The 23827-nt window shown below is 42.4% G+C and carries 21 protein-coding genes and 1 pseudogene; 11 read left to right on the forward strand and 11 right to left on the reverse strand.

The genetic code is table 11. The features are described 5' to 3' along the window. Nucleotides 1-98 precede the first annotated feature (98 nt). The 4 genes from DSL64_RS08720 to DSL64_RS08735 all read right to left on the reverse strand — a co-directional run bounded on the left by DSL64_RS08720 (nucleotide 99) and on the right by DSL64_RS08735 (nucleotide 3466). Nucleotides 99-992: a DUF72 domain-containing protein gene (locus DSL64_RS08720; RefSeq protein WP_115830343.1), complete on the reverse strand. Its 894-nt coding sequence runs from the start codon at nucleotides 990-992 to the stop codon at nucleotides 99-101. A gap of 117 nt (nucleotides 993-1109) precedes the next feature. Continuing rightward, nucleotides 1110-1625: a cupin domain-containing protein gene (locus tag DSL64_RS08725; RefSeq protein ID WP_115830345.1), complete on the reverse strand. Its 516-nt coding sequence runs from the start codon at nucleotides 1623-1625 to the stop codon at nucleotides 1110-1112. Between the two features lie 108 nt (nucleotides 1626-1733). Then, nucleotides 1734-2804 carry a branched-chain amino acid aminotransferase gene (locus DSL64_RS08730; protein ID WP_115830346.1) on the reverse strand — a complete coding sequence of 357 codons (1071 nt, stop codon included), beginning with the start codon at nucleotides 2802-2804 and terminating at the stop codon, nucleotides 1734-1736. A gap of 107 nt (nucleotides 2805-2911) precedes the next feature. Then, entirely contained in the window at nucleotides 2912-3466 is a 555-nt protein-coding gene (locus DSL64_RS08735) for a cob(I)yrinic acid a,c-diamide adenosyltransferase (RefSeq protein ID WP_115830578.1), read from the reverse strand. A gap of 246 nt (nucleotides 3467-3712) precedes the next feature. Between DSL64_RS08735 and DSL64_RS08740 the strand changes: the two genes are divergently transcribed. The 3 genes from DSL64_RS08740 to DSL64_RS08750 all read left to right on the forward strand — a co-directional run bounded on the left by DSL64_RS08740 (nucleotide 3713) and on the right by DSL64_RS08750 (nucleotide 6176). Next, nucleotides 3713-4225, forward strand: coding sequence for a hypothetical protein (locus tag DSL64_RS08740; RefSeq protein WP_115830348.1), 513 nt, complete (start codon nucleotides 3713-3715; stop codon nucleotides 4223-4225). A 26-nt stretch (nucleotides 4226-4251) separates the two neighbouring features. Further along, the gene (locus DSL64_RS08745) at nucleotides 4252-5484 is read left to right on the forward strand and encodes an S-adenosylmethionine:tRNA ribosyltransferase-isomerase (protein WP_115830350.1); all 1233 of its coding nucleotides are present in this window, start codon (nucleotides 4252-4254) and stop codon (nucleotides 5482-5484) included. A 95-nt stretch (nucleotides 5485-5579) separates the two neighbouring features. After that, nucleotides 5580-6176 (forward strand): Uma2 family endonuclease, encoded by a 597-nt coding sequence (locus tag DSL64_RS08750; protein WP_115830351.1) that lies wholly within the window; start codon nucleotides 5580-5582, stop codon nucleotides 6174-6176. Nucleotides 6177-6297: 121 nt separating this feature from the next. Here the strand turns inward: DSL64_RS08750 and DSL64_RS08755 are convergent. Further along, nucleotides 6298-6948, reverse strand: a pseudogene (locus tag DSL64_RS08755) (BRO-N domain-containing protein); the annotation flags it as partial. Nucleotides 6949-7525: 577 nt separating this feature from the next. On the opposite strand from DSL64_RS08755, the gene DSL64_RS08760 reads away from it, so the two are divergent. Beyond that, entirely contained in the window at nucleotides 7526-8209 is a 684-nt protein-coding gene (locus tag DSL64_RS08760) for a hypothetical protein (protein WP_147300349.1), read from the forward strand. Here the strand turns inward: DSL64_RS08760 and DSL64_RS08765 are convergent, their stop codons facing one another. Further along, nucleotides 8210-9976: a discoidin domain-containing protein gene (locus tag DSL64_RS08765; RefSeq protein ID WP_115830354.1), complete on the reverse strand. Its 1767-nt coding sequence runs from the start codon at nucleotides 9974-9976 to the stop codon at nucleotides 8210-8212. Between the two features lie 176 nt (nucleotides 9977-10152). On the opposite strand from DSL64_RS08765, the gene tyrS reads away from it, so the two are divergent. After that, nucleotides 10153-11454, forward strand: a complete 1302-nt coding sequence (tyrS, locus tag DSL64_RS08770) for a tyrosine--tRNA ligase (RefSeq protein ID WP_115830355.1) — start codon at nucleotides 10153-10155, stop codon at nucleotides 11452-11454. A 63-nt stretch (nucleotides 11455-11517) separates the two neighbouring features. On the opposite strand, the gene DSL64_RS08775 is transcribed toward tyrS, so the two are convergent. Beyond that, the gene (locus DSL64_RS08775) at nucleotides 11518-11985 is read right to left on the reverse strand and encodes a hypothetical protein (protein ID WP_115830357.1); all 468 of its coding nucleotides are present in this window, start codon (nucleotides 11983-11985) and stop codon (nucleotides 11518-11520) included. A 12-nt stretch (nucleotides 11986-11997) separates the two neighbouring features. After that, nucleotides 11998-12810: a metallophosphoesterase family protein gene (locus tag DSL64_RS08780; protein ID WP_115830358.1), complete on the reverse strand. Its 813-nt coding sequence runs from the start codon at nucleotides 12808-12810 to the stop codon at nucleotides 11998-12000. A gap of 114 nt (nucleotides 12811-12924) precedes the next feature. Here DSL64_RS08780 and DSL64_RS08785 point away from each other — a divergent pair, with 114 nt between their 5' ends. After that, on the forward strand, nucleotides 12925-13377 hold the full coding sequence (locus DSL64_RS08785) for a regulatory protein RecX (protein WP_115830360.1): 453 nt from the start codon (nucleotides 12925-12927) through the stop codon (nucleotides 13375-13377). Between the two features lie 259 nt (nucleotides 13378-13636). Here DSL64_RS08785 and DSL64_RS08790 read toward each other — a convergent pair whose 3' ends face one another. Then, nucleotides 13637-14647: a ribonucleoside-diphosphate reductase small subunit gene (locus DSL64_RS08790; RefSeq protein WP_115830361.1), complete on the reverse strand. Its 1011-nt coding sequence runs from the start codon at nucleotides 14645-14647 to the stop codon at nucleotides 13637-13639. A gap of 312 nt (nucleotides 14648-14959) precedes the next feature. Between DSL64_RS08790 and DSL64_RS08795 the strand changes: the two genes are divergently transcribed. After that, entirely contained in the window at nucleotides 14960-15961 is a 1002-nt protein-coding gene (locus DSL64_RS08795; RefSeq protein ID WP_158547902.1) for a glycosyltransferase family 9 protein, read from the forward strand. Nucleotides 15962-16069: 108 nt separating this feature from the next. Beyond that, nucleotides 16070-17095 carry a glycosyltransferase family 4 protein gene (locus tag DSL64_RS08800; RefSeq protein WP_115830579.1) on the forward strand — a complete coding sequence of 342 codons (1026 nt, stop codon included), beginning with the start codon at nucleotides 16070-16072 and terminating at the stop codon, nucleotides 17093-17095. Nucleotides 17096-17105: 10 nt separating this feature from the next. On the opposite strand, the gene corA is transcribed toward DSL64_RS08800, so the two are convergent. Next, the gene (gene corA / locus DSL64_RS08805) at nucleotides 17106-18050 is read right to left on the reverse strand and encodes a magnesium/cobalt transporter CorA (RefSeq protein ID WP_115830365.1); all 945 of its coding nucleotides are present in this window, start codon (nucleotides 18048-18050) and stop codon (nucleotides 17106-17108) included. A 153-nt stretch (nucleotides 18051-18203) separates the two neighbouring features. Between corA and DSL64_RS08810 the strand changes: the two genes are divergently transcribed. Continuing rightward, entirely contained in the window at nucleotides 18204-19388 is a 1185-nt protein-coding gene (locus DSL64_RS08810) for an MFS transporter (protein ID WP_115830366.1), read from the forward strand. Then, a complete protein-coding gene (locus DSL64_RS08815; RefSeq protein WP_115830368.1) occupies nucleotides 19378-19983 on the forward strand; it encodes an IMPACT family protein in 606 nt (201 codons plus the stop codon). The genes DSL64_RS08810 and DSL64_RS08815 overlap by 11 nt, the downstream gene beginning before the upstream one ends. Before the next feature lie 5 nt (nucleotides 19984-19988). Here the strand turns inward: DSL64_RS08815 and DSL64_RS29160 are convergent, their stop codons facing one another. After that, nucleotides 19989-20153 carry a hypothetical protein gene (locus DSL64_RS29160; RefSeq protein WP_199539361.1) on the reverse strand — a complete coding sequence of 55 codons (165 nt, stop codon included), beginning with the start codon at nucleotides 20151-20153 and terminating at the stop codon, nucleotides 19989-19991. 449 nt (nucleotides 20154-20602) lie between these two features. Between DSL64_RS29160 and DSL64_RS08820 the strand changes: the two genes are divergently transcribed. Then, nucleotides 20603-23797, forward strand: a complete 3195-nt coding sequence (locus tag DSL64_RS08820) for a SusC/RagA family TonB-linked outer membrane protein (RefSeq protein WP_115830369.1) — start codon at nucleotides 20603-20605, stop codon at nucleotides 23795-23797. The last annotated feature ends 30 nt before the right edge of the window (nucleotides 23798-23827 follow it).

Genomic DNA, 23827 nt, shown 5'->3' on the forward strand with positions numbered 1-23827 from the left:
AACTGGTTGCAGGGCTAATTCTACTCTCCGATCAATTTCGGTAAAGATCAACAATAAAAAAAGCGCGAAAGTGAATCCGCGCTTATCATATGAGATTTCTAGAATAAATTGGTTTGACCACTACCGGGTTTATCTGGTGTTAATGGAATTTTCAGATCTGTACCAAGTTCATCATTCATTCTTTTGATCAGGTGAGCAGAAAGCAATGGAGATGCTTCCTCATGATTCTGATGAACAAAGAAGTAAATGTTTTCAATTCCTTCTTCAATCCATAATTTGAGTCTGTCGAACCAGTCATCCAGGCGGGTATAATCTGAATCCGCATTGGCGCCATTATAGCGTACAAAAGCAGTGGGGGTTGTCAACCGCATGTGCAACAAATCACGTCTTCCCGCAGAATCAGTGATAATATGCGCTATATTTTTCTTTTCAAGAAGTTCGTACAAGTCATCGGAATTCCATTTGCCATTGTACCATTCTGTGTGGCGCAATTCCAGGGCAAGCGGGAATCCGGATGGCCATGCTTCCAGATAATCACGTAGTATTTCCCAATTTTTGGGCCCGAAATTGTCAGGCATCTGAAGAAAAAGCATGCCCAACTTCTCCTGAAGATGTGCGATTCCATCCAGATATACATCCGTAGGCTCTTTGGCATCTTTTAACCTTTTCCAGTGACTGATTCCCTGATGCAGTTTTGGGAAAAACCTGAAATGCTCTGGTGTTTTATTGAACCAGCCCTCTATCGTTTCTATAGGAAAATTGTTGTAGAATGTGGCATTCAGTTCAATGCTATTGAACTGGGTAGAATAATATGCCAATTCATCTTTGGTACCTTTTGGATAAAAACTTTTAAGATCAGCCTTGTTCCATTTGGCACATCCGATATAGATATTCGGCTTGCCTTTTGTACCCAAAACCTTCGACGTGTCGGCATGGTCTGCCGGAAGTGTAAAATCTATATCTTCTGGATTGTCAACCTTTCCGAATTTCATGGTAGTGGCGTTTGATAAGTTTAAATATTTAACACAGAGTTACAGGAGTTTGACACAGAGTTAAAGATTAAACTCAGTGTACTCTGTGTTACACTTTGTTAGCTCTGTGTTGAAAAACTATCTTCCAAAATCGTCCTGAACGCGCACGATATCATCTTCATCAGATGGGTGAGAAGGATCCGTATGTTGCCATATTTCAGCAACGAAACCCCATTCATCCACACCTACCAGACGATGACGTTCGCCTTTTTTCAGATCAACAACTGTACCGATCGGTAATTGACGAAGTTCTGTTTCTTCATCCGTATCGCTGATCACGATGCCTGCATTGCCTCCGATTACTTTCCATATTTCGGCACGGCGGTGATGGTATTGCCACGACAAACGCTTATTGGGAGCTACAACAAGGATTTTCGGGCTCAATTTTTCATATCCTGCAAAGTCTTCCAGGGAAAGATGAGGAAAGAAAGTTGAGATAAACTTGGGTGCTTCTTTTTCTTCCAGAACGAAGAAGCCACCCCATGGACGGGAATGATCCTGGCTCACAACTGTGAAGCCTTGTTCTGCAATAAACTGTGCTACTTTTTCGAAAACAACGTCTTTATCCGCCGCTGCTGAGAATGATTGAATCATGCTGAGTGTTTTAAATCGGGTTGAGATTCAAAATTAGGATAAAATACAAAAAGATGCCCCGAATTGCAGAGCATCTTTTGTATTATGATTTTTCGGTAACCGAAATGTCTATTGAACTTTCAATGTCCAGCCGAAAGTATCTTCCGCTGCTCCGGTGCGTACCTCAGTAAGGTATTTCTTCACTTTGGCTACAAAGGAGTCTTCTTTTACCTCAGGTACTGTATAGTCAACGTCTTCGTATGAAATTGTAGCAAACGGAGAAATTACTACCGCTGTACCTGCTCCAAACGCAGCTTCCAGACTTCCGTCTTTCAGTGCATCAATGATTTCTTTAACGCTGATTCTTCTCTCTTCAACAGGAACTCCCCAGTGCTGGGCAATTGCAACAATACTTTTACGGGTAATTCCGTCAAGTGTAGTTTCAGATACGTAAGGCGTCACCAGTTTTCCGTCGATCATGAACATAATGTTCATCGTTCCTGATTCTTCAATGTAAGCATGCTCGCGTGCATCTGTCCAGATCAGCTGATCGTAGCCCTCCTGCTGAGCCAGTTTGGCCGGATACAAAGATCCGGCATAGTTACCGGCGCACTTGGTTCCGCCCACGCCACCTTCGGCAGCACGGATATATTTTGTCTCTACTTTCACACGCGGAGGTTTCGCATAATACGAGCCAACCGGACTTGTGAAAATAATAAAGTAGTAAGAATCAGATGGTTTTACACCAATGTAAGGATCCGTGGCAAACATATAAGGACGGATATACAGCGAGCATCCGTCTTGAGAAGGTACCCAGCCTGCATCCAGTTTAAGCAATTCGTTCAAGCCGCCCATGAAGATATCTTCAGGGATTGTGGGCATGCAAAGTCTTTCAGCTGATTTGTTCAGCCTTTTCCAGTTATCGATAGCACGGAAAGTAAGTACGTCACCCGCTTCGTTCTTATATGCCTTCATTCCTTCAAAAATAGCCTGTCCGTAGTGCAGAGCTGCTGTAGCAGGGCTTAGAGAAAGATCTCCGTAAGGGACGACGCGTGAATCGTGCCACTGGCCATCACGGTATTCAGAAATGAACATGTGGTCGGAAATGTTCCGGCCAAAAACAAGGTTGTTGAAATCAACCTCATGCAAGCGTGAATTACTTGTCTGCTGGATCTCGATTTGCAAGGTGTCGGCTGTCATGATGCCTGTGTGTTTACTTATAAATTGGATTGATGTTGCTCCCGAAAGAGTCTTGCAATTTAAAGAAATTATGTCAGGAAAGTAAAGATATTTAGTATAACAATTAATTATTTGTTAATTCTTGGTTTCCAGACAACTTCTTCGATTTGAAGCTCGTGGCTCATCATTCTGCATAACATAAAGAGGTAGTCCGACAGGCGGTTGAGATACCTGATCACAATTTCTTCCACTTCCTCTCCCTGTCGCAATTCTATCACGGCTCGTTCAGCCCTCCGGCAGACCGTTCGCGCTACATGCCCGAATGACACGGAAGCATGCCCTCCTGGCAGTACAAATGCCCTCAACGGCGGCACAATGCGATCAATGTGATCCATTTCATTTTCCAGTAATTTGATGTCGTTTTCGACAAGATCAGGCAGTATTTTCTTTGACTGCTCAGGTTCTGAAGCAAGATGAGAGCCTACGGTAAAAAGCCGATCCTGGATTTCTTTTAATACTTCTTTTCGGGCTGAGTTAACGGGCTGATCGCCAAGCAAACCAATATAGCTGTTGAGCTCATCAACAGTGCCATAAGCATCAATACGTATATGAGCCTTACTAAGCCGGGTTCCGCCGATAAGGGAAGTGGTACCTTTGTCACCGGTTTTGGTGTATATTTTCATTTGGATTATTATTTGTTGAGCATTGAACTGTTGTGATGTTTCCTTAATAGTTTGATCGAATGCAAACAAATGTACCAAAGTTTCAGTTTGTCAAAGTTTACATTAACTCAAACACGCTTGCCAGTACCTTTCTATCAACTTTTTGGTTTATACATTTCTGTCAGTTAGGTTTTAGAAACTTCCCGACCTAATTTTGCACCCAAATTTACTATGACGAAAAGAGAAGCCTAAAAGGGCAGTTTATTCATGAAAATCGGAACATTTTTTTTTAAGGTCTGGCGCTGGGCTTCAGTTTTGCTGGTAATAGGGGCATTGGTATGGACTTACTCATTATTCCCTGAAATGGTTGCTGTCGACTTTTCCGACACCGGATTAGCCGAACGATATGTCAACAAAGAACATATATTCTACATTGTAATGGGGCTGTTTTTGGTAAACAACGTGCTTATAGCAGGTTTAGTAAAGCAGATACCCAATATGGATGCTGCTCATTTGCCTATCCTCAAAAGAGATGTGTGGGCAAAACACCGCGAAGAATTGAATGAGCACCTGACCAACTGGTTGTTTTGCCTGATGGCTGTTATCAATACCATTATGGGGTTCAGCCTTTTTGCGCTGGCTACTATCAACAGTGATAATTTCAAAATGGATGTCTTCGATTTCTCGTGGATTTACTACGTAGGCATGGCACTTTTGATCGTTGTGTTTTTGTTGCCGATCAGGTTATTTTGGACTCCTGTTCCCAAAGACAGGATATAAGCTGCGTTTCAATAAATTTCCATTGAATGAAGACCAACTGGCTTGAACAAGCGGAGTCTATACGATTGGAGGCTTTTCATTATGATTTGCCAGATGAACGTATTGCCAGATATCCGCTCAATCCCCGAGATAGTTCGAAATTATTAGTGTATAAAGACGGGAAAATAGCGCATCAGCAATTTCCGGATTTGGTGAGTCAGCTGCCTGCTGACTCACTACTTGTTTTCAATAATACCAAAGTGATCCCGGCCAGGGCACATTTTCAGAAGGAAACAGGTGCTACGATTGAAATATTGCTGCTGCATCCAGAGTTACCCACCCAGGTCATCAACGATGCCATGCTGGTGACGCAAACCTGTGTGTGGGAATGTATGATCGGTAATAAAAAGCGTTGGAAAAAAGCAGATGTGTTGAGTACAACCATTTCTGTAAATGGCGAATCGCTGAAGCTGGAAGTGGAGTATGTGGATTATGAAAGAAACCACGTTCGCCTATCCTGGAACCGTGAGTTTACATTTCTGGAGATCGTGAAAGCACTTGGTGAGATACCTTTGCCGCCCTATCTGAATCGGGAAACGGAGGAACTTGACAAACAAACTTACCAGACCGTGTATGCAGATCGGGATGGAGCGGTGGCGGCACCTACGGCCGGACTTCATTTTACGGAGCAGGTTTTCGATAAGCTTAATGCCAAGGGTGTAAAACGCTCTTTTCTTACGCTGCACGTTGGTGCCGGTACATTTCAGCCTATTAAGGCCAGTACGGTTACAGAGCACCGGATGCATTCCGAACAGGTAGTTTTTTCAAGAGAATTGATTGACGAACTCCTGGCTGGCATCGGATCTGTTATTCCTATTGGTACCACATCTATGCGTTCCCTGGAAAGTTTGTACTGGTATGGGGTGAAGTTGTTCAGAAAGGAAACTACTGCATTTCAAATTGAGAAATTATACCCTTATCCATTTGAAGAACACGAGTTGCCAACCGCGCAAGTTGCTCTTACGGCAATTGCCAACTTCATGGACGAACTGGAAATCTCCCAACTAATTGGTGAAACAGAAATTTTCATTTTTCCGGGTTACAAATTTCGTATCTGTAAGGGTATTGTTACAAATTTCCATCAGCCTGGCTCTACGCTGATATTGCTCGTAGCGGCATTGGTAGGTGAGGATTGGACAAGAATTTACAATGAAGCGCTTGACAATGACTACCGCTTTCTGAGCTATGGGGATTCGTCACTTTTATGGGGGAGGGGATAGGGGCATAGATCAGGTTTTACGATTTATTAAAATCTTACTAAGTTGTAATTACACTGATTTTCATGTAATTTGTCTTAAAATCCTAAGGATCAGATATGGGACATGCAGAAGTAGCCGAGCGGAAATATAGCCTTGCTGAGTATCTTAAAATGGAGGAGCAAAGTGAAATTCGTCATGAATATTATGATGGAGAGATCTTTGCCATGGCTGGGACAACCATGAATCATAATGATATTGTTGATAACGTCCGCAGTCAGTTAAAAGATTTTTTCAAGCCGAAAGGTTGCCGGGTATTTGCGGAGAATGTGAAAGTGGAAGTAATTAAAAACTTCTACTACCCTTATCCTGATGTAATTGTGACCTGTGCACCGGAAGATATTGCTGGTACCTACATTGCAAAACATCCAAGCATACTGGTTGAAGTTTTATCCAAATCGACAGCCACCTACGATCGTGACTTTAAATTGAGAAGATATAAGGAAATTCCTTCTCTCAATTACTACATGCTGGTTTCTCAATACGATTGCTACATCGAACTTTACACCCGGACAGATCAGGAAGGCGTCTGGACCTATCAGGCGTTTGATAGCCCCGAATCTGTCATTAGCTTCGATTTGATGGATTTCACAATGCCTGTTTCAAAGGTGTATGAAGGGATTGTGTTTGTGGAGGAAGAGGGTTTGGGTCAGTAATTATTCAATTTTCTTGTTTTCTGTATCACTATTCAGAAAATTCTCTCCGGTCACAACATTTTTACCCGTTTGAGATTCAAGTTCTTTTCTTGCATTTTTGGCAACAGTACCTCCTTTTTTACTAGCTTTTACATTCTCTGAAAGTCCCTTTGCTTCGTCGGTTTCTGCAATTTGGCGGGTAGACAATTCGGCCAAGGCCCCGGAGCGCCGGCCGGTAAAAGATAAGTTCTGCCTCCGACATGTGATCTCTTAGATTCTGGCTTTTCAAACCTTTAAGATCTTTATGCTTTTTGACGCTCATACCCGTCCATTCCTGATGGATGATGTTGGTGAGTAAAGCAAATTCGTCTTTTTTCTCAACTCCATTTTCTTTCCAATAGTCGGTTAGTTTATTGCGTGTCTCCTGGCCAGTCATTCGCTGCTGTATCCACTTCTCACTACGACCCAAATTTTGCCAGTTTTCTCTTGCACGATCCAGACTTTGCCCTGGGTCAGCAATTTCCTGTATACGCTCATAACCCACTTTGGCAAGCCATTGTTTAAATGATTCTGCTTTGGGGGAGGGTATGGACTGTATTATGCGAAGCAAAGTATTTGTGTCAGCAACATCTGTCTCGCGCATTTTTCCGTCACTTGCCTTCAATTTCAACTGTCGACAAATTGTCGACAGTTCGAAACCATCCTCTGTTTTAACACGCAGTTTCATTTTAAACCAATAATCCCTGGGATTTAAACTGTCAGTCAGAACTTCAACTACGTCTATTACAGAAAAGTACCATTGCTGTTCCCCCTAGTCCCAATGCGTTCTTACTTTCTTCTCTTCAAACAATTTAATGTCGCTCACAGGTTTTGTAATTTTATATTGATGATGAAATCTTTAGGCAGATATAAATGTACCCAAATTGCAGTCCTGATTTTTACAGGCCGGAAGAAATCCACCAATAACTTTATTCCAAATAATAATAAAAGCGCGATTATTCTGTAGAATGCAAATTACCCTGAAATGCCGTCAGGTATGCAACATGGGAAGAAAATACATGGTGTGATCTGGTATGTAACGTTACATCCCTAGCGGGATTTAGATGTAATAAGGGTTTCAAATATCTACCAAAATTACATCGCTACGCGATTTTGGGCAAGAAGGTGCTTAATCAGCTAACTCCGAATTCGATGGGCTTGATCCTTTAAATTTGCCCAAATACGTTCTGTGTAAGCAGGATGAAATAGTGATACTGAGATGTTTTGTAGCGGGTAGAAATATAGTATCTGAGTATAAGTATTTGAATTATATTTATTGCTTTTGGTTGAATCTTACGGTGACATCTATTCATCTTATCAGTTCCCTGGCTATGAAATTGACATGTACTTCTCTTCTTGTTTTATTTGTTTCATTGATTCTTTCATGTGCCAATCCTAATGAATCGTCTGATAAACCATTTATCAGTAAGGTTTCATTTGCAGGTATTTCCGAACAGAACGTGAGCTTTAATGCAGCGAAAGCACAGATAATTGTCAAGATTCCCCCTGTTTTGAAAGATGGATTAAGGCCTGTTTTTGAACTGAGCGAAGGAGCTGAAATTGTAGATGGCCTGACTGAAGAAAATACCATTGATCTGACTTCTTTGTGCGGCTGTACCTACAATCCTGCTAAAATAACATTACGTCTCGACAACAAAAAGGCATTAGCGATTTACGAGATAATAGTAATTCCGGAGGGGCCGCTTAAAGCTCAGGATACGGATGAGCCCATTGCTTTTACAAGAAAAGGGGAATGGGTGGAACTGAGCTTGCCGGTAGAAAACCTCTACACGAATCCTAAAGTAACCATGTTATCTTTCAGGAATGTGGCAACCGGACAGGAGGAACACGTCAGTGCAGATGCCGCTTGCCTGAACCGTTGCTCAGGAACTGAACATGACAGAGTTATATTTACTTTAACAAACCCCATTCAAACTGTATTAAAACCTGGTAATACCTACAAGGTTTCATTTAACAACATCGAATTTCCACAGCCTTTGGTGGTTACCGAATAGCTATTTTACAGCCACAGTCTCGCTTATTTTAGAAACTCCGTTTTCATTAAAGGCCTCTATAGCAAAGTAGTAAGGCACGCCTACATTCAATGCACGTAATTCGAAAGTTTCCGGTTCGTCGTTCCAGAATTGATAGGTTTGATAAAGCTTATCAGGTGCAATTCCCCAAAGGATGTTGTAACCTGTTGCACCAGCCACCTTTTTCCAGGATAGGTCTGCATTGCGGGCGTCTTTCTGGCGAACCGCTTTGAATGAGTCAGGCGTTTCGGGAACCTTGCCATAGCCGTTTCCAAAAATTCGGAATTCACTGATTGCTAAAATAGGAGAAGCGACATAGACATGCTCGTAGCGTACATAACGTGCTTTCACAGGTTGGCTTAGTTCGATGTAAGCGCATGGTCGGTCTCTTTTAGGCTCTTGGGTCAGATCACTCACCACCTCCCATTTTTTACCATCTTTGGATGTCAGGATTTTAAATTGGGTGTAGACTTTCTCAGGATCGTTCGCAAAAATGTCGGATTTGTAATCGGTGTAATTGATTTGTATTGCTTTGATGTCCGACTCTTTTCCAATATCCACAGTAAGTGTTTCTCCCGGTTTGTTTTGCTTCGCTGCCCAAAACGTTCTTGGGTTTTCGTCGGTAATTTTTGCTGCAGACATCGTGTCTAGTGTAGACGAGGCGGTCACCGGTTTCTTGTAGGATAGCAACATCCAGCCGGTAAAGAGTTCGTCGCCTTTTCCTTCCCATTTTTTCGTAGTCATTTTATGAGGAAAATCGCCGAAGCGTGTATTGGCAAACATGTGCCCGTCTTTGTCAAAACCCGCTGCATAACGTACCATTCTGCGCTCCATGGCCCAGTTCAGTCCGATCCACGAAGTACCCGTATTCCAGTAATTACCATAATTATCCTGAAAAGTATTGCCATGTCCTGCGCCGGTTGCGAAACCTCCGGGTTTGTAAGATACAGGATTGTAAGGTGCATAGGTGAAGGGGCCGAGTGGATTATCTCCGACATAAGTACCATTGGCATATACATTATATTCTGTTCCCGGCGCGCCGTACTGCAGGTAATATTTTCCGTTATGTTTGGTCATCCATGCACCTTCTGTAAAAGGTTTGAAAGGATCGGAGTGGTTGGGGCCAAACCGTTCCCAACCGTGCTCATACGGATTCAGCCAAAACATAGCCTGGTATTGGCCCTTGAAAGCAAGCCGTTTGGAATGATCAAGTTCTGAGCCGAAAATAGGGTAGACATTGGACGAGCCCCAATACATATACCATTTGTCGGTATCGGCGTCGTGAAAAATTGCCGGATCCCATGGGCCAATGTCCTTCGGTAAACGAGGCGTCCATCTGTTATAAAATTCCCATATACCTTTTTCAGGAGCGACTGAATACAGTATCGGACGAGATTCAAATGTGGACTGAAACAGAAACAACGTATCACGAACGGAAACGGCAGCTGGTGCGCACATATCCTCAAAAGGCCAGCGATTGGCAGTCAGGTATTTCCAGCTGAGCATGTCTTTGGAATGCCAGTACCCACCCTGAATCGTGACAAACATGAAATACTCACCTTTGTGATTGATGATGACCGGGTCTGCTCCGGAACGATAGGAGATATGCTCGTTCAACTGCTCAAAGTTGTATTTGTAATCAATATCCATCGGATTACAATAGGTGGTTTGCGCATGGGAGCAGATTTCTGTGAACAACAGGCAGAAAAGGAATACGAGCGAAAAGTGTTTTTTACGGGGCACTTTCATAATTGTATCAGTGTGTTCGTTTCTTTAAAGATACTGTTTTTCACTCTATACAAAGGTTAGTTTTCCTTGTCAAATTTAACCTACCCTATTTAACTTGAAATGATAAGCCGTACCTTTGCGGTCGATTTGTGGCATGTGATGCGACACAAAAGAAATAACGACAATTAAGTATATCGATGAAGACTGATTTTATAGAAGAATTGCGCTGGCGGGGCATGTTGCACGACATGATGCCGGGAACAGATGAGCAGCTGAACAAAGAAATGACAGCAGGTTATATCGGTTTCGACCCGACAGCATCTTCACTGCATATCGGAAACCTGGCTACGATTATGCTTTTGGTACATTTTCAGCGTGCAGGACATAAGCCTTTTGCCTTGGTGGGTGGTGCTACAGGTATGATTGGCGATCCTTCCTTTAAGGCGTCTGAAAGATCATTTCTGGATGAAGAAACACTGAAATTCAATCAGGAAGGAATTCGTAAGCAACTGGAGCAATTCCTGGACTTTGATTGCGGCGAAAACTCTGCCGAAATGGTCAATAACTATGACTGGTTCAAGGAAATGGGTTTTTTACAGTTTCTGCGTGAAGCTGGTAAGTTTTTAAGCGTCAATTATATGATGTCCAAAGACTCAGTCAAAAAGCGTCTTGAAACAGGTATTTCTTTCACCGAGTTTTCTTACCAACTGCTTCAGGGATACGATTTTTATCATTTATATAAGACCAAAAATATCCGCCTGCAAATGGGTGGATCGGATCAGTGGGGAAATATCACTACCGGAACAGAAATCATCCGTAGAAAAGAAGGAGATGAAGAAGGGTATTTCAAAGCGTATGCACTGACAACCCCTCTTCTGACGAAATCTGATGGTAGCAAATTTGGTAAAAGCGAAGGCGGCAATATCTGGCTGGATCCTGAAAAAACTTCTCCATATACTTTCTACCAGTTCTGGCTGGGACAAAGCGATGAAGATTGCCCGCGTTATATTCGCGTTTATTCTTTCAAAACCAAAGACGAAATCGAAGCGCTGGAAGCACAGCATGCAGAAGCGCCACATTTACGTATTTTGCAAAAGGCACTTGCTGAAGAACTGACGGTTCGCGTACATTCTCAGAAAGCGTACGATCTGGTACTGAAAGCCTCAGAGGTATTGTTTGGGAAAGCAACGCTGGAGACGCTTCAGAGTATCGCTATCGACGAATTTGATACCATTTTTGAAGGTGTTCCTCAAACAGAAATCAGTCGTGAGGATTGGAGTGAGGCACAAAATGTCCTGGATCTTGTATCGACGATTACCAAATCGGAGATATATCCATCCAAGGGTGAAGCCAGAAGAGCAATTCAGCAGAATGCGGTAAGTGTAAACAAGATGAAAGTGACCTCTGCAGAGCAGCCTTGTTCGGAATTTAGTTTGTTACAGGATCGATTCCTGCTGATTTCAAAAGGCAAGAAGAACCACTTGATTAGGGTTTCGTAGAAACAAAAATTTGAAGTAAATAACAAGAAATGCGAAATCATAAGGTTTCGCATTTCTTGTTATTTACTCACTTTTATTGTTTGTAAAATACTCTGCAATGCTAATGGCTACCTTTTTTGCACGATTATCCCTCCAGCCACCAGTCCCATCCTGAGCTATTTCACTCTGAACGTATAATTGCGTATTGGTTGAGTTAATTTTGTAAAACACTCTGGTAAAAGTGGCCCATTCATTGGCTCTCATACCTCTTTCGGCAGAGAAGGTCTGATTCGCCACATCCAGAATACCTTTTTTATAGCCATTCTTTTGAAAAGACTGATTAATACCTTCAAAAAGTGACGACTCATCGGTTACAGGTATTTCGATGTAAAATTCACTGAGCGTTTCGTTAGTCCAGAGCTTAGACTTCTTATCATTAACAGCTGATATTTGATCGAAATTGATTTCGGAGGATGATTTGGGAAGATAGCCTACTTTAGATGTGGCACAGCCCAGACAAAAAATAGTTATAAACAGAAAGATGTACCTCATCAACGATATAGATTATTTGCCATTGAAACTATTAATCACCGGAGCAGCGGTTGGGTTATACTGGTAAGTCTGCCAGGTATCGTCTTCGTATATTTCCACCACTCTATATCCCTTGTAGGCAGTTCCCCAGTTTCCGCCAAAGTGCCCGTCAAAGAAATAAGGTTTTTTACCTTTTTGTTTTTTACCGTCCTGATCATGGTCGTGACCGTTAAAGATGGCTTTCACGTTAGGTGCATTGTCCAGCAAATCGGTAATCTCCTTGCAATTAATTCCGTTGTCAGTCCATTTTTCGGGAGTAATGTGCAGGAAAACGAATATGCCTTTTTTGCTGCTGTGTTTGGCTAATTCCTCTTTGAGCCATTGAAGATCCGGACAAATGTATTCGCCCTTTTCGTTGGAGGTATCGCCGACAACGAATGCGTAATCGTTTTTGCCAAAACTATGATTGGGTTTGTATCCCCAAGTACTTTCCCAAACGTCAATACCAACTCTGTCGTGGTTACCTCTACCTACAAAATAAGGCACGCGCAAGCTGGAAAGTGTAGTTTTGAGATCGTATAACAATGTAGGATCATCGTGAATCAGATCGCCGTTCAGCATCAGGAAGTCAACCCCTTTTTGCATTTTTTCTCTGTTAATCCATCTCACCATGTCGGTATGCATAGCCTTGAATTCGGTTCCGGGTTGTCCGTAGTGGCCATCAGAAGCGACGATAAAGCGCATGGCAATTTTCGCGGCATTATTACTTGTTTCCGATACAGGAACAGATGTTATAGCAGGTATAACAGGCAAAAGTTTAAGAAATGAACGTCTTTGTAAGGTCATTATATTTCAGATTGAATCGGAGTCGCGGCGTATTATCTATTGTCAAAAATAGTTATTCATCACTGATATTTCCCTTAATATTGCAGCTAATTATTATTTTTTAACAAGATCATTATGGACCGTCTTATTCTTCAGAAAGCTGCATCTTACTGTGCCTATCAGGAACGTACACAGGATGAGGTGAAACTTCGCCTGAAGAAATGGAATGTGTGGGGTGACGAGGCCGATGAGATTATAGCAGAGTTGATTTCTATGAATTACCTGAGTGAAGAGCGGTTTGCTCAAACGTATGCCGGGGGTAAATTCAGGGTCAAAAACTGGGGGCGGATGAAGATCAGGCAAGAACTAAACCGGCGCGGTCTCAGTAATTACAGCATTGAGAAGGGAATGAGTGAGATTAAGGATGAGGCCTATATATCAACATTGAAAGAGCTGCTTACCAAGAAAAAGCGTTTGCTGGAAAAGACAGAGACCGACAAATTCAAGCTGAAACAAAAACTGGTACGCTATGCTTTGGGTAAGGGGTATGAAAGTGAACTGGTGTGGAGGTTGGTTGGGGAGGAATGAGCATCAGGATGGCTATTGCATGCCTATGGCATTTTTGAAAACTCCCATTTTGGTCTTTTCTACCGATATTTCATGCCTACGGCATTGTAGTATTTACAAAATACTGGCTGAGAAATCGCGTAGCAATGTAATATTGGTAGGAAAGGAATCCATAGCGATGCAAATTCCGTAGGAAAGCAATAGTGCAGGAAATAAAAAAGAATGGTTAACGGGACATAATAATCTTACTTCCTGTTAACCATTTTAAAATTTCAGTGGATCAAAAATCCGAATCAAAAGAAATCTTATGTCCTGAATCCTTGTCTTTAACACCACTCATTACACCTGCTTTCTGGTATTCTCCAACCCGTTTTTCGAAGAAGTTGGTCTTGCCTGGCAGTGAAATCAGTTCCATAAAATCAAAAGGATTGGCAGATCCGAACTGTTTGGGACATCCCAGACGTTCCAGCCAGAAATCGGCAATGTATTCGATGTACTGGTTCATCAGCTCAGCATTCATTCCAATCAGCGACACCGGCAATGCCTCAGTTACGAATTCTTTTTCAATACGAACCGCATCCAGCATAATCTCAATTACACGTTCCTGCGGAAGCTGGTTGACGATATGACGGGTATAAAGCAAACATGCAAATTCACAGTGAAGGCCTTCATCTCTTGAAATAAGCTCGTTTGAAAAGGACAGTCCCGGCATCAACCCACGTTTTTTCAACCAGAAAATAGAACAGAATGAACCTGAGAAGAAAATCCCTTCCACAGCTGCGAAGGCAATAATTCTTTCCGCAAAAACCGGGCTATCTATCCATTTTAAAGCCCATTCGGCTTTTTTCTGAACACATGGTATGGTATCAATGGCGCGGAGGAGCCGGTCTTTTTCAGTAGAATCTTTGATATAGGTGTCAATCAGCAAAGAATAGGTTTCAGAGTGGATGTTTTCCATCGCAATCTGAAAACCATAGAAGCATTTCGCTTCTGCATATTGTACTTCGCTTAAAAAATTAACGGCCAGATTTTCATTCACAATCCCATCTGAGGCAGCAAAAAAAGCAAGTACATGAGAAATAAAGTGGCGTTCGCCGTCATTCAGATTTTCCCAGTCCTTGTGATCTTGTGAAAGGTCGATTTCCTCCGCTGTCCAGAAAGAAGCCTCGTGACGCTTGTACATTTCCCATATATCGGAATGCTTGATAGGAAACAACACAAAACGTAACGGATCTTCGATCAGCAAGGGTTCGGGTGCAGAGCCATGCTGATTAATAAGGTCTTGTGACATAATTAGTTGAATATTTTATTTACGATAAGGTACTTTAGGAAAGATTGACCCGTATTTTGCAGAGTCATTTGAGGGAAAAACAAATCTACATGGTTTGACTAACAAACTCAAGTAAAGGTGCAGGCCGATCAATAGCTGCCATGCATAAAAGTGATTCTTATTTATCGAAAGGCTGAAGCGCTGACTAAATTATATATTCTAACGGAAACTTAATCAGGGATTAGGAAATGCAGAATAGCAAAAAATGTATTTTTGCGTTCCAATTGCATCAGGGAATACCAGAACCTATTGTTGTCAGTACAAATGTCAAAATTGAAGATCCTTATAAGCAGAACAGATGCGATAGGCGATGTAGTGCTGACGATGCCCATTTGTGATATCCTGAAAAAGCATGCGAGTGTATCGGAGCTGCATTTTCTGGGCCGGTCGTACACCGAAGATGTGATACATTGCAATTCAGCAATTGATCAGTTTCTGGATATTGACAAAATAAGTAAACTGGATTACGAGGATCAGATCGCACTTTTGAAGAAGGAAAAGTATGACGTGATTTTGCATGTTTTTCCCAATAAGAAAATTGCCCAACTTGCCAAAGATGCTGACATTCCGCTCAGGATAGGCACCACCAACAGATGGTTCCACTGGGTAACGTGTAATAAGCTTGTCAGGCTTAGTCGACGCAGCTCTGATCTGCACGAAGCCCAATTGAATATCAAACTACTGAGTGCTCTCAACATTACGGATGAATTTTCTCTGGAAGAACTATCCGCACATTTCAGGATGGAAAACATCAATCCGTTACCCGGCCGGTTAAAAGGATTTCTGGATAAAACAAAACTCAATGTCATTATCCATCCGCAGTCCAATAAAAGTGCACGTGAATGGGGGTTGGACAACTTTGGTGAACTGATAAATCTGCTGCCACCTGAGAAATACAAGATTTTTATATCCGGTACCATGGCAGACGGCAATTCGATGGGTGACTGGCTGGAGAAGCTTCCCAAGCATGTTGTGAATCTGACGGGTCAAATGACTCTGAAAGAGTTTATTTCTTTTATATATTACTCCAATGGACTGGTGGCGGCCAGTACCGGACCGTTGCATATAGCGGCGTCTATCGGGAATAATGCACTGGGATTGTACCCGCCTATGCGTCCGATATTTCCTCAACGCTGGGCTCCGCTCGGTCCCAAAGCATCATACATTGTTGCCAATGATACGTGCAGTAATTGCAAAATGAAAATTTCTGGTTGTAATTGTATGCAAAGTATTGCCCCTGTTGAAGTGGTGAAGGCCATTAGTGCGTGGACCTGATAAAGACATTTTATTTCATAAAAAACTGTATACTGATCCTTAATTATATCATTGAAGGAATCGGTTTATCATCTTATGCCTGACAAAATTGTATTTGACTGCGAGCGAATGAAGTATCCCAATACGGGATTATACCAATTTTGTCTGCAGTTGGGAAAAGCCCTGTACGCACAATGTCATCCCGAACAAATGTCCTTTTATCTACCTGAAAAGGCGAAGGATGTTTTTGGTACGGAGAAAAATGTCTTGTTACAACATTCTCTTCATAAATTCTTTTTTCCGCTGCTTCGTGACACGGCCGTCTGGCATTCTACTTTTCAGGGAACGATGTATTATCCAGCTTCGCGAAAAGTGAAGATTGTAGCAACTATCCATGATCTTAACTTTCTCTACGAGGAGCATATCGGAGAAGGGGAAAGGAAAAGAAACCTGGAAAGATTGCAATTGAAAATTAACCGGGCAGACCATATCGTAGGCATCTCGCAATTTGTACTAAATGATCTGAAAAAACATCTTTCTGTAGAGGAGAAACCTATGTCGGTGATTTACAATGGTTGTTATATCGAGCATTTGGATCATGTAGTTAAGCCTCAGCTTGCTGTAAATAAACCTTTTCTTTTCACGATCGGTACCATTGCAGCAAAGAAGAATTTTCACGTTTTGCCTTCACTTCTGGTCGGTAATGACTGGAGCCTGGTTATTGCGGGTATTGTGGTAGAGGAAACGTATAAGCAACGGATTATTGATGAGGCACAAAAACATGGAGTTTTGGATAGGGTGATTTTTACAGGAGGTATCTCTGAGAACGATAAGAAATGGTATCTTGAAAACTGTCTCGCCTTCACTTTCCCATCTATTGCAGAGGGTTTCGGACTTCCGGTGATTGAGGCGATGTATTTTGGGAAACCTACGTTTTTGTCTACCAGTACGGCTTTGCCGGAAATTGGTGGAAAAGATGCTTACTACTTTGAAGATTTTGATCCTGAAAGTATGAGACAAACGTTGTCAAAAGGATTGGTGCATTACAAGCAGACTTCTCCTTCAGAACTGATCAAAAAACATGCTGCCTCATTTTCCTGGGAGCAGGCAGCGCAGGAATACATGAAGGTATACAGAAGCGTAATGGCACACTAATCTTACATTATTAAATCCACCGTTTCCGCCTGAAGAACCAAAGCACTACCGCAGAGGAAAGCACCATGAGTAACAGCGATAACCAGAAACCCCAGGGGTGGCCAGTGGAAGGAATGTGATCGTAGTTCATGCCAAAAATACCTGCAATTAACGTAGGCGGCATAAAGATGATTGTTACTACTGTAAAGATTTTGATTACCTGACTTTGTTCAAGGTTAATCAGACCCATAAATGTGTTCTGCAGGTACTCCAATCTCTCAAAATTGAAGGTTGTATATTCAAGAAGGGAGCTGATATCCTTCAGGATTATCCGTAAATGCTCTTTTCTGTCGGCAGGGAAATACTGGCTCCGCAATATGCCCGAAAGAACACGTTGCTTATCAATGCTGGTTTCGCGCAGAGTCATGGTGATTTCCTGTAATTCACTTATCCTGATCAGTACTTCCTGACGCGCTTTCTGTTCGCGGCTCAGGCCTTTACTGATTGTTGATATATCTCTGGAAATGGCTTCGAGCGAATCTGCATCAGCTTCAATCCGTGTTTCCAACAGCAGAAGCATAAAGTCCACGCCGGTCTGAAAAGTATCAGGACTTACCTTCATTTTTTTTACAGCATCGGCAAAGGTTTTGGAATCGCCGCGGCGATATGTAAAAAGCGTGTCATTATGTAAAATGAAAGAAACCGGATACACTTCGTACCCGTTCTGGTCAACTTTCAAAAAGTTAGAGTTGGCATTGATCGTATTGTTCTGCTCAAAAAAACGAGAACTGCTTTCAATCTCAACGATTTCCTGAGGTGTCTGAAAGCTGATATCGCATTTATTTTCTACCCATTCTTCCTCTTCTGCGGTTGGTGATTGCAGATCCACCCAGACCAGGTTTTTAACCTTGCCCAGCTCACGAATATCATTTTCACGTTTGATTAAACGCCCTTCTTTATAGAAAATACGAACCATGATTTAAAATTAGGATAAAGAAAGTGTTTCATGCAAAGCAAAGAAGAAAAAACGCGCAAACATTTAGGTACACTATCCTATTAAATTATTGCCACCATTTTTAAATGTTCCATGCTTTGCGAAGAATTTTTCACTTTCTCTTAATTTTGTCTGATGCAAAGCAGCAATTCCAAGGGTATTTTCACCACACAGTTCTGGTTACTGGGTCTCAGTTCATTTCTTTTTTCTTCAAGCTTCAACATGCTGATCCCTGAGTTACCGGGGTACCTGTCATCCATGGGTGGCGCAGAATACAAAGGCTATATCATTGGTCTGTTTACGCTTACAGCGGGTTTGTCGCGTCCCTTCAGCGGGCGGCTTACGGATAGAATAGGGCGTGTACCTGTGATGGCTGTCGGTTCTATTGTATGTTTTGTATGTGGCTTTTTATATCCTGTGTTTATTACAGTGATGCCCTTTTTACTCTTGCGGCTGGTCCACGGTTTTTCTACGGGGTTCAAGCCTACAGGTACCGCGGCTTATGTGGCAGATATTATTCCGGCGGATCGTAGAGGAGAAGCCATGGGTATTCACGGGATGTGTATGGGAATGGGATCAGCCTTCGGACCGGCGGTAGGAAGTATGATCAGTCAGGCATTTTCACTCAATGTGCTCTTCTATACTTCCTCACTTTTTGCACTGCTCTCTATTCTCATTCTGTTTAATATGAAAGAGACTTTGAAAGAAAAAGAACCTTTGTCGCTCAGTGCTTTCAAAATTGGCTGGCACGATATATTTGAACCAAATGTACTCAACCCGGCACTGATCACTTTCCTGGCCTATTTTGGCTTTGGTGCTGTGGCTACGCTGGCTCCTGATTTTAGCGAATACCTCGGGCTACAGAACCGCGGTGTGTACTTTATGGTATTTACATTGTTCTCGCTTTTGATCAGATTGGCTGCCGGGAAAATATCTGACAGACATGGCCGTATTCCTGTTACGATTGTAGGGTGCAGTACATTGATCGTGTCTATGGTGATTACCGGTTATGCGGAATCTGTAGTGATGTTTCTGACAGGTGCTGCTTTTTTCGGAGTAGCCATGGGAATTTTATCTCCTGTGCTTTCTGCCTGGACTGTAGATTTAAGTAGTGATCACAATCGGGGCAGAGCGCTGGCTACGATGTATATTTCATTGGAAGCCGGGATTGGTCTGGGCGCATTTCTTTCCGCTGCTATTTATGCCAATCAGCATCCCAATATGCCTCTGGTGTTTCTCTGCATGGCTGGCTTTGCAGCCGCTGCATTGATCTATTCTATATACCTGAAAAATAAAAAGAGACCGACACGTGCTGTTTGACGATACCTATAAAACCATTGAAGTGCCTTCAGAAGGCTTTTTCAAGGACAAAGGAAGTAAATTCCTCTCCTATGCATATCCGGTTCGAAATGAAACCGAAGTAAAAGCTCTCCTTCTTAATCTTCGGGAACTGCATCCCAAAGCGGTGCATCATTGCTATGCCTATCGTTTCGGACTTGATAGAATGAGCTACAGGATGAGTGATGACGGAGAACCGTCGGGCACGGCAGGACGACCGATTTTAAATACGCTCTATTCAAGAGACGTTACCAACCTACTCGTGGTGGTCGTGCGGTATTTTGGTGGCACACTTCTGGGAGTTCCCGGATTGATCAATGCCTACAAAACAGCGACGGAATATGCGCTGGATGAAGCACAGGTGGTGGTAAACCATTTTTTCGAATGTTACGAGCTCAGCTTCGAATACATCCGAATGAACGACGTCATGCGTATTGTAAAGGAGATGGAATTACCTGTAAGGTCCCAGAACTTCGAAATGCAGTGCACCATGGTGTTGGAAGTCCGTACCACATTGACAGAGCGTTTTGTCAGCAGATGTGAGAAAATAGATGGACTGGAAATCAGGCTGGTGTAGCAGGGTCAGTCGTTGTCTTTAAGCATTCTAATAAAATCATCTTCATAATCTTTCAGGGCTTTAAGAAGTTGTTGCAATTCTGCGTGCTCAGCTGTCCCTTTTTTAGCTCCGTATATCTCGTCTGCCCGTTCCGAGGCCTTTTCGTAATCTGTTTCGTTTTTGATTGTCATAATCGTTTGCATTGGATGATACAAACCTACTAAAACCTGGTGACAACTTCCAGCTGAAGCCTATGTAAACGTAAAATGTGCTGATGGGCGCGTATATGGATATAGGGATGGTAAGTTTCTGATGTACTATATGTTACCTGAGGTTTCATTTTAGCTCTAAGAAATATTTTATAACTATTTAAATTAAAAATATAGGTTTATTGTGCGCTGATCTATTAACCACAAATGTGCTGACAATCAGATGTTTGTACATAATCGGGTTGGTGTATAATTTTTCACGAATTAAAATTGGTAAAATTATATTTATTAAAAATTAAATTACTTGTTTGTTTGTTATCGTAAATTATAATTCTTCATTTATTTTAAAATACAGAATTTTGTATTGAATTTTTAATTCTCTACTTTCGATTTAAGCAGTTGAACTGTAACTAACCTAACTATTTAATCAGATGAGGAGAATTTTACCATTGTGCATTGCTCTGCTTTGCACAGCCATGTCGCTTACAAGAGCACAAGACAGGCAACTGACCGGAAAGGTCATTGCCACTGATGACGGATCTGCGCTGCCGGGCGTTAACGTAGTTTTAAAGGGAAGCCAAAATGGTACTGTAACAGACTCTGAGGGGCAATACAAATTGAGCGTACCGGGCAGCGGAGGCATTATCGTATTTTCATTTATTGGTATGGAAACCAGGGAATTTCCTGTTTCTGCCGCCTCTGTGCTGGATGTTCAGCTTAAAACAGATTCCCGCCAGCTCACAGAGCTTGTGGTAACGGGTGTGGGTGTGGCTACAGACAAGCGAAAGCTGGCCATTGCCGTAGAATCTATCGGTTCCAAAGATCTGCCTCAAACACCTTCGGCTTCTATAGACCAGGCTTTGGTAGGAAAGATCGCCGGTGCGCAAATTTCCAGTACGAGCGGAACCCCCGGTGCAGAAGTCAACATTGTACTTCGTGGTATCAATACCCTGAACCGTGGTACCTCGCCCATGATCCTTGTAGACGGTATTCAGGTAGGTGCTTCCGGGCTCAATACCATTGACCTGAATTCTATTGACAGGGTAGAGGTGATTCAGGGTGCTGCTGCGGGGACTATCTATGGTGCGCAGGGAGCGAATGGTGTCATTCAGCTTTTTACCAAAAAAGGTAAAGCAGGAAAACTTGCCATTGACTTTTCATCCAGCATTGCACAAAATACGTATCTCAATGTGGGTGGGCTGAGTAAGGCGAAATACCACGCCTTCGCGACCGATGCTAGCAATAATGTAATCGGTTCATCAGGCAAACCTATCACTTTCGATCTTGTAAATGGCGTATATACTGAGAACGTTCAGTATAATTCTACAGATCCGACGATTACAAACAGTAAAGCCTACGATCAGAATTTCAAGTATATCGATCACTTTGATTTCTTTTTCCGACCTGCCAATACGATCAATAACAGCGTTTCGATCTCTGGTGGATCAGCGAAATCGGATTTCAGTATATCGGCTTCAAACAGCCATCAGGAAAGTAATGTGATTAACAATGGTTACTGGGACAGAAGCAACCTGACAGCCAATTTCGGCGCTGAGCTGGCAAAAGGACTTACCTTCCGTTCTATTTCTCAATTGGCCTATACCAAAAGTACGCTTAAAACCAGCGACAGGACGATCGTTTACGGACTCTTGAATGCCTATCCGTTTGCTGATTTTTCATTGAAGACTAATGACGGTACTGTGCCTTATAACCTGAACCAGACCATCGGGATCAATGCATCCAATCCGCTGTACTGGCAGGAGTATACCAACAATAATGACAATAAGATTGACATTATTCAGAGCTTCAACCTTAAGTATAAGTTCCCGAAATTTGTGGAACTGGATGCGAAATACGGCTTGAATTACCAGACGCAGGACCGTGAGCTGGAATATATGAACCAGGCTAATAATGCCAATATTAAATACTGGCTGACACAAAGTACGCCAAGGTATATTTCCAACTACAATACCAACAATACGGGGGATCTGACCAAATATGCGAACAGCAAAACCTTCCAGAATTTCCTGGCGAATGCAACGATTTCATTTGATTTCAAGGAAGATTTCGGATGGAATCTGCCTATCAAGTCAACAACACAAGGTGCTTTCGACTGGCGTAAAAATGTTCTGAAAGAATATACAAGTGCGGCTCTGGGGCTCCCCTCTGCGTACGAACCTTACACAGCCGCTAACACCAGCTCCTGGAGAGTGTACCGCGACTACGAAGAACCGTTTATTACTTATGGATATCTGGTTAATCAGCGCTTTGAGTATGGTGAGTTTGCCGGTATTTCCGGAGGTTTCAGAAGTGATTATTCATCTGCTTTCGGAAGAGGTTCGAAGCCTTTTACATTCCCGAGAGGAGATGCTTTCCTGAGAATTTCTGCGCTGAATTTCTGGAATGACGGAGTCATTAACGGTATTATTCCTGAAATGAAAATCAGAGCTGCTTACGGACAGGCGGGTATTCAGCCTAAGCCATTTGACAGATACGTAACGATTACGCCTACAACGCTGGGTTCTAATACTGCTTTCTATTATGATTACCGCCAGAGCAACCCGGACTTGGGTGTGGAAGTATCAGAAGAATTTGAAGTGGGAACCGACCTTTTGTTTACACTTTTCAAAAGTACCCCCTGGCTGAACGACCTGTCCGTTGCGGCTACTTACTGGAACAGAAAAACAAAAGATGCCATTTATCCTGTAGATGTGGCTCCATCTATTGGTTTGGGAACGTTAATCGACAACGCATTTTCTCTTGGATCACGTGGCGTGCAGATATCGTTGGGGACGACAGCCTACAATGGTAGAGATCTGAAATGGAATTCAACGATCAATTTTGGTAAACAGACTTCCGAAATCCTGTCTATTCGTGGTAACCAGGAAGTAGTGATTTTGTCGAGTGCCGGTAGTACCAATTATGTACTGAAAGCAGGAGACAAGATTGGTCAGCTATATGGCTTCAAGTCACTACACAGCCTGACTGATAGAGACCCTAACGGAAACATGTATTTAACAGAAAGTGAGCAGGCGTTATATACCGTTGCAAGCAATGGATATGTGGTAAACAAAGCTACCAAGCAGCCTTATTTTACAGCTGGTAAATATAGTTTCGGTGATCCTAACCCGAAATTCAACATGTCACTCATCAATGATTTTACTTATAAAAACTTCCTGACTTTGTCGATGCAGTGGGATTGGGTTTACAAAAATCACCTCTACAATCAGACTAAAGAATGGATGTATCGTGACGGTATTCACAGTGATTATGCAGAACCATTTACAATTGAAGGCCAGACTGGCGCATGGACTGCCTTTTACCGCGGTGTGTATGCGCAGCGTACTGCCAACGGAACAAAGGATTATTTCTATGAAGATGCTACTTTCTTCCGTTTGAGAAACATTGCTTTGGGTATTGATCTGGCAAAAGTGGTGAAACTGCCTGCTTTCAAACGACTTCAACTTGTGCTTTCGGGACGTAACCTGATCACCTTTACCAAGTATACAGGCTTTGATCCGGAAATCAGTTCGGGTACTGCCAACTCTGCATGGGATAGAGGAACTGACCACAGTACGATGCCAAACTTTAAATCGTATCAGGCTACTTTAAATTTCGGGTTTTAATTGAAATTACCTTTAAGATGATCATTATGA

The sequence above is a fragment of the Dyadobacter luteus genome, assembly GCF_003383615.1.
GTDB classification, from domain to species: domain Bacteria; phylum Bacteroidota; class Bacteroidia; order Cytophagales; family Spirosomataceae; genus Dyadobacter; species Dyadobacter luteus.

Coding starts and splice junctions, on each gene's coding strand:
- DSL64_RS08740 (WP_115830348.1), top strand. CDS start 3,713: ATGAAAATCGGAACATTTTTTTTTAAGGTCTGGCGCTGGGCTTCAGTT.
- DSL64_RS08725 (WP_115830345.1), bottom strand. CDS start 1,625: ATGATTCAATCATTCTCAGCAGCGGCGGATAAAGACGTTGTTTTCGAA.
- corA (WP_115830365.1), bottom strand. CDS start 18,050: ATGGTTCGTATTTTCTATAAAGAAGGGCGTTTAATCAAACGTGAAAAT.
- DSL64_RS08820 (WP_115830369.1), top strand. CDS start 20,603: ATGAGGAGAATTTTACCATTGTGCATTGCTCTGCTTTGCACAGCCATG.
- DSL64_RS08750 (WP_115830351.1), top strand. CDS start 5,580: ATGGGACATGCAGAAGTAGCCGAGCGGAAATATAGCCTTGCTGAGTAT.
- DSL64_RS08735 (WP_115830578.1), bottom strand. CDS start 3,466: ATGAAAATATACACCAAAACCGGTGACAAAGGTACCACTTCCCTTATC.
- DSL64_RS08720 (WP_115830343.1), bottom strand. CDS start 992: ATGAAATTCGGAAAGGTTGACAATCCAGAAGATATAGATTTTACACTT.
- DSL64_RS08745 (WP_115830350.1), top strand. CDS start 4,252: ATGAAGACCAACTGGCTTGAACAAGCGGAGTCTATACGATTGGAGGCT.
- DSL64_RS08775 (WP_115830357.1), bottom strand. CDS start 11,985: ATGAGGTACATCTTTCTGTTTATAACTATTTTTTGTCTGGGCTGTGCC.
- DSL64_RS08780 (WP_115830358.1), bottom strand. CDS start 12,810: ATGACCTTACAAAGACGTTCATTTCTTAAACTTTTGCCTGTTATACCT.
- DSL64_RS08810 (WP_115830366.1), top strand. CDS start 18,204: ATGCAAAGCAGCAATTCCAAGGGTATTTTCACCACACAGTTCTGGTTA.
- DSL64_RS29160 (WP_199539361.1), bottom strand. CDS start 20,153: ATGACAATCAAAAACGAAACAGATTACGAAAAGGCCTCGGAACGGGCA.
- DSL64_RS08800 (WP_115830579.1), top strand. CDS start 16,070: ATGAAGTATCCCAATACGGGATTATACCAATTTTGTCTGCAGTTGGGA.
- tyrS (WP_115830355.1), top strand. CDS start 10,153: ATGAAGACTGATTTTATAGAAGAATTGCGCTGGCGGGGCATGTTGCAC.
- DSL64_RS08730 (WP_115830346.1), bottom strand. CDS start 2,804: ATGACAGCCGACACCTTGCAAATCGAGATCCAGCAGACAAGTAATTCA.
- DSL64_RS08790 (WP_115830361.1), bottom strand. CDS start 14,647: ATGTCACAAGACCTTATTAATCAGCATGGCTCTGCACCCGAACCCTTG.
- DSL64_RS08760 (WP_147300349.1), top strand. CDS start 7,526: ATGAAATTGACATGTACTTCTCTTCTTGTTTTATTTGTTTCATTGATT.
- DSL64_RS08785 (WP_115830360.1), top strand. CDS start 12,925: ATGGACCGTCTTATTCTTCAGAAAGCTGCATCTTACTGTGCCTATCAG.
- DSL64_RS08765 (WP_115830354.1), bottom strand. CDS start 9,976: ATGAAAGTGCCCCGTAAAAAACACTTTTCGCTCGTATTCCTTTTCTGC.